The organism is Kitasatospora sp. NPDC091257, from assembly GCF_044757675.1.
Classification (GTDB): domain Bacteria; phylum Actinomycetota; class Actinomycetes; order Streptomycetales; family Streptomycetaceae; genus Kitasatospora; species Kitasatospora lactacystinica.
In genome coordinates, this window is record NZ_JBIVVI010000597.1 from 1 (window position 1) to 5,552 (window position 5,552).

A 5,552-nucleotide genomic window follows, 5' to 3' on the forward strand; every position below is an offset into this window, starting at 1 on the left:
GGTCGAACAGGGCGCCGGTGGCGATCAGCCGGCGGACGGCGTCCGGGCCCTCGGTGACCAGGCCCGCGCGGAGACCGTGTTGGGGTGCTCCTCGCCGACCTGTCGGATCAACTCGGAGATCGCCCGTGCCCTCAGCTCGGCCGCCTGGGTGTGCCGCCCGCCGGACCGCAGGGTGATCGCCAGGTTGGCCTCGCAGGCCACCGCGTCCGGGTGCTGGGCGCTGTAGCGGTCGCACAGCCCCTGGTACGCGGCCCGGCCGAGCCGCTCGGCGCGGTCCAGCTGCCCGTCGTCGCCGTAGGCGTTGGCCAGGTTGATCATCGCGTTGAGGGTGTACGGGTGCTCCGGCCCGACCGAGCGGGTCAGCCCCTCGACGGTGAGCCGGCCGCGCTCGATGGCGCCCGGGACGTCGCCGCTGCCCCGCAGGTAGATGCCGAGGTTGTTGGCGCAGGCCAGGGTGAACGGGTGCTCGTCGCCGAACAGCCGCCGGTGGCCCTCGAAGACGGTGGAGCAGAGGTCGCGGGCGGCCTCCTTGTCGCCGGAGGCGCTGTGGTCGGCGGCCAGGTTGAGCGCGCAGGCGAGCGCGTCGGGGGCGTCGGCGCCGTAGCGCTCCAGGTAGCGCTCGTAGGTCTCCTTGGTGATCCGGCGGGCCTCGGCGAGCTGGCCGATCCGGCGCAGCGAGACGGCCAGCGACTTGGCGTTGCGCAGGTTCTCCGGCAGGTCCGGGTCGAGCACGTCGCCGAGGTCGGAGGTGACCTCCTGGAGCAGGTCCACCGAGCCGCGGTAGTCGCCGAGTTCGCGCAGGTCGCGGGCCAGGTTGGACTTGGTGGACAGGGTGTAGGGGTGCTTGGGGCCGAGGACGGCGGTGCGCCGGTCGAGGGTCTCCTGGTCGAGTTCGCGGGCCGCCTCGCTGTCGCCGACCAGCCGGTAGTCGATCGCCAGGTTGTTCGCCATGGAGAGCGTGCGCGGGTTGTCGTCGCCGAACAACTCGCGGAACTGGTCGAGGATTTCGCGGTCGAGGTCGAGCGCGGCCTGGAACCGGCCGAGCGCCCGGCGGTCGGCGCCGAGCGAGCCGGCCGTCATCAGGGTGTACGGGTGGTGCTCGCCGAGCAGGCCCCGCTGGCGCTCCAGGGTGTCCTCGTCCAGGGCCAGCGCCTCACCGTAGTTGCCCTGGGAGCGCAGCACATTGGCGAGTTGGAAGCGCAGCAGCAGGGTCTGCCGGTCGTTCTCGCCGAGCTTGCCGGTCCACTCCACGTCCAGGGCGTGGCCGAGGTCGCGGGCGCGGTCGAGCTCGCCGCGCTTCCACAGGTAGCGGACCCGGTCGATGAGCAGCTGGCGGGTGTCCGCCTCGTCGCAGTTGTGCGCCTTGGACGGCGACAGGTGCGGCCAGATCTCGTCGAAGGCGGGCCAGTTGGCCGGGTCGTCGGTGTCGCCGAGGACGGGCCGGGCGCCGGTGAGGATGCGGTGCACCTCGTGGACGGCGATCTCCTGCTCGTCGGCGGTCATCCCGGCCCGGATCACCGCCTGGACGAGCCGGTGCACCTGGAAGCTGTTGCTGCCGGCGTCGACCTTGGCCAGCGCGTACCGGCCGATCGCCTGGATCACCTTGCCCAGCATGAACTTGTCGCTGAGGTCGGCGTCGAACTTCACCAGCGCCCGGATCATCTGGTCGCTGTAGAAGAGGTTCATCGAGATCGGCTCGGGCGCGAAGAACGCGCACAGCTGGAGCAGCCGGACGGCCGCCGGGGACTGCTGGCGCAGCCGTCCGATCGACACGTTCCAGGTCGCGGCGACCGGCGTCGGGTAGTCGGCCGGGCGGCCGACGGCCAGCGCGCGGGCGGCCTCGGCGTGCAGCTGGGAGACGTAGGTCTCCACCGGGGTGCCGGTGGTGTCCAGCCAGGCGGCGGCCACCTCGACGGCCAGCGGCAGGTCCCCGACCGCCTCGGCGACCCGGTCGGCGTCCGGGCGGGAGAGGCTGCGGGCGCGCCGGCACAGGTGCTCGACGCTCTCGCCGCGGGTGAAGACGTCGACCTCCAGCGCCTCGGCGTGCCCGGTCCAGGCCTGGTTGCGGGAGGTGACCAGGATGTGGCCGGAGCCGCCGGGGAAGAACCGGCGGATCTCGGCGGGCTCGTCGGCGTTGTCGAAGATCAGCAGCCAGCGCGAGGTGGGCACGCCGCGCCGCAGCGCCTCCCTGGCCGCCTCGGCGGCCTCGGTCACCGAGTCGCCGACCCGCAGGCCCAGCCGGCGGGCGAGTTCGGCCAGCGCCGGCGCGACCAGCTCGGTCTGCTCGGCGTCGATCCACCAGACCAGGTCGTAGTCGGACATGAAGCGATGGGCGTACTCCAGCGCCACCTGGGTCTTGCCGACGCCGCCGAGCCCGTACAGGGTCTGCGGGGTGGGCAGCACGGCCGCCATGCCGCCGCGCAGCTGGTTGCGCAGCTGCTCCAGGACGGCGGAGCGGCCGGTGAAGGAGGGGTTGCGCGGCGGGACGTCCCACACCGAGGGCTTGCTGCCGGGGAAGCGCGGGCCGCCGCTGGGCGCGTCGTCGAGCGGGGTGTCGCCGCGGCCGAGCGCGCGCAGCAGGCTCTGGATCGACTGCGTCTCGTCGCGGCCGACCAGGTCGACCGGGTTGCGGTTGCTGAACGGCGCGGTGAGCCGCACGTCGCCGACCCGGACGGGCAGCAGCTGGCGCCGGGTGCCGGAGGGGTCGGAGCTGACCACCGACTCCCACAGCGCCCGCGCCTGCGGGGAGCGCTGGTAGGCGGGCGAGAGCACGGCGACCGTCCGGTACGCGGAGTCGATGCCGCGCTCGGTCTCCTCGCGCGGGTCGGTGCCGGCGCTGAGGTCGCGCGGCAGCACCCGGAAGCCGGCCCTGGTCAGGACGGACTCGATCCAGTCCGCCCACATCCGGTCCTCGGGGACGTAGGAGAGGTAGAGGTCGGCGGGCACGGACGGGCGGCGGCGGGTGAACGCGTCCACGAAGCGCAGCCGCACCTCCTCGTCCACCGGTGGCAGGCCGGCCGCCCGGCCCTCGGTGATCATGGAGGTGAGCCGCTCGCAGGCGGCCAGCATCGAGGTGGGCGTGCCGGTCTGGTCGCCGAAGGTGGCGAGGATCTCCTCATAGGCGTAGAACGGCCGGTACGGGATCTCCACCGAGCCCCAGTACTGGGCGAGTTCCTCGCCGTCGAAGCCGGCCGGCAGCCCGTCGAAGCGGACCCGGGCGAGGGCGCGGCCGGCGTCGGCCTTCTCCTTCTCGCCCTCGTCGATGCGCATCGGGACGGGCAGGATGCGGATCCCGCGCTCGCGGTAGCGGTCGTGGATGTGCTGGGCGATCCGCGAGGCACCGTCGATGGACTGGTCGCTGAGGGTGAAGCAGACCACCAGGTCGTCGGGCATCTGGACGGTGCAGATCTCGGCGATGTCGGAGAGGCCGGTGCGGGAGTCGATCAGCACGTAGTCGTAGCGCTTGGCCATGTCGGCCTTGAGTGCGTCGAAGAACTGCCCGCCGTCGAAGCGGTCGTAGAAGATGTCCCAGTCGAGGTGGGTGACGGCCTCGGAGTAGTCCCGGTTGAACTGGCCCGCGGAGAGGAAGTCCAGGCTGCCGCCGTCCGGGAAGTGCGGCCAGGTGAGCGAGAGCGCGTGCGGGTGCACCCGGGCGAAGTCCAGGTGCCAGCCCTCGGCGTGCTCGACCGGGCGCAGCGCCTCCTCGCGGTACTCGGCGATCAGGTCCATCATCCCGGTGGTCCCGGCCAGCGAGGCCGGGTCGAGGAACGGGTGGAAGAACTTGGCGAGGCCGGGCGCCTCCAGGTCCCAGTCCACGGTGAGCACGCGGAAGCCGTTGGCGGCCAGGATCCAGGCGGTGTTGGCGAGCGCCATGGTGCGGCCGGTGCCGCCCTTGTACGAGTAGAAGGTGATGATCCGGCCGTTGCGGTCCTGTTCCGCCGCCTGCCGCTCGGCCGCCCGCTGGGCGGCCAGGTCGGCGGAGGTGAGCCCGCCGAGACGGAGGTTCCTGGTGCGGTTGTCAGTCATCGCGGTCCTCGTCCTCCCAAGGGCGCCATCCCGTCATCGGGTTCATCGCCGTCGTCGCGGTACGGGTCGTGCTCGCGGTGCGGGTCGCGCTCGCGGTGCGGGTCCTGCTCACGATGCGGGTCGCGCTCGCGGTGCGGGTCGTCGCCGTTGTCCCGACGTCGGTGGGTGGTGCTGGTGGTGCGGCCGGTGCCGTCTCCGTCGGCGCGGTCGTCGCCCTGGTCGTCCTCGAAGGGGTCCGCCGGGGATCCGTCCGGTCCGTACCCGCCCGCGCCGCGCCGGAACGCGTCCCGCAGGCTCGGCCGGGGCGGCGGCGGTTCCTCCGGTTCGGCCCGGGTACGGCCCTCGAACGCGTACTTGGCCTTCATCGCCGCCCGGGGCAGCGCGTCGTCGAAGTCCTCCAGGGAGTGCAGCCCGGTCGGTCCGGTCGCGCCGAGGAAGCTCGGCCGGCTCGCCCGCCGGGTGATGCGCAGCGTCTCGTCGGTCAGGTCGCCCAGCTCGTCGGCGCGGTCGGCGCACTCCGGGTCGTCGCCGTTGAACGGCTCCAGGATGCTCACCCAGGTGGCGTCCGAGCGGTCGAAGCGCCGGACCAGCTCGCGCCGGCGCGGGTCGCGCAGCGCCCAGCGGTCGAGCAGCAGCAGGCCGGGCGCCTCGGCGTTGCCCCCGATGATCGACTCGACCTCCTCGTCGAACTCGTGCACGGTCGGCTGGAACCCCAACTGCCGGGCGAGGCGCGCCGCGTGCTGGGCGATCGGCGAGCCGACCGGCCGGTACGGGTGCCAGTCGGTGCGCCGCTCGCCGTAGTAGTCGGGGCTGCGGTCGGCGGGCAACTCGTTCTGGTGGTAGGCGAGGACGGAGATCCGCAGCTGCTTGGTCGGGGCGGTGACGTTGAACGCGCTCGGCAGGCCGTTGAATCCCAGCCGCCGCCCGACCGGGATCACCGTCTCCTCCGCGACCTGCACGATCCGGGCCGCCAGCCGGTGCACCGCCAGCTCGTAGGAGGAGCGGAAGTAGCTGAGCTTCATCAGGGCGTACAGGCCCTCGGTGGCGTACTCGGGCCCGAAACTGGCGTGGTTGAACTGGAGTTCACTGGCCACGTTCGGCAGCCGGTAGCGGCTCATCGGCGCCCACAGCACCGGGACGATGCCGCTGGTGCGCTCGGAGTCGAGGTTCGCCGGGTAGACCGGCCGGCGGGTGAAGGCGTGCCATTCCTGGCCGCACGGAACGCTGTTGAAGTACCTCGGGGAGTACAGGGGCACGAACACCCGACAGGTCGCCAACTCGTCGGACAGCCGTTCGGCCCACAGCTCGCCCTGGTGCATGGACTCGTCCATGAAGCCGACCGCGGCCCCGTCCGGGACGGTGGTGAGCTGGAGCACCGCCTCGCAGAGGTCCCGGTACAACTGCCTGACCCAGTGGTTCGGGTCGCTCGCGCCCCGCGCACCGGCCTTGGGGGTGTGCGCGTAGGAGAGGAAGAAGTACGGCCGGGCGTCGTCCTCGTCCCAGCCCCGGTCAGTCACACGCGCCTC

2 protein-coding genes are annotated in these 5,552 nt (G+C 72.7%); both read right to left on the minus strand.

Annotated features, from left to right (window positions below):
* Nucleotides 1-24: 24 nt before the first annotated feature.
* The gene (gene fxsT / locus ACIQOV_RS25185) at nt 25-4,026 is read right to left on the minus strand and encodes an FxSxx-COOH system tetratricopeptide repeat protein (protein ID WP_401052058.1); all 4,002 of its coding nucleotides are present in this window, start codon (nt 4,024-4,026) and stop codon (nt 25-27) included.
* On the minus strand, nt 4,023-5,552 hold a 1,530-nt coding region (locus tag ACIQOV_RS25190; protein ID WP_401052061.1), incomplete at its 5' end, for a TIR-like protein FxsC. The genes ACIQOV_RS25190 and fxsT, both read right to left, overlap by 4 nt.

What these genes read in the sequence shown, in the direction of transcription:
- fxsT (WP_401052058.1), bottom strand. Translation starts at nt 4,026, where the DNA reads ATGACTGACAACCGCACCAGGAACCTCCGTCTCGGCGGGCTCACCTCC.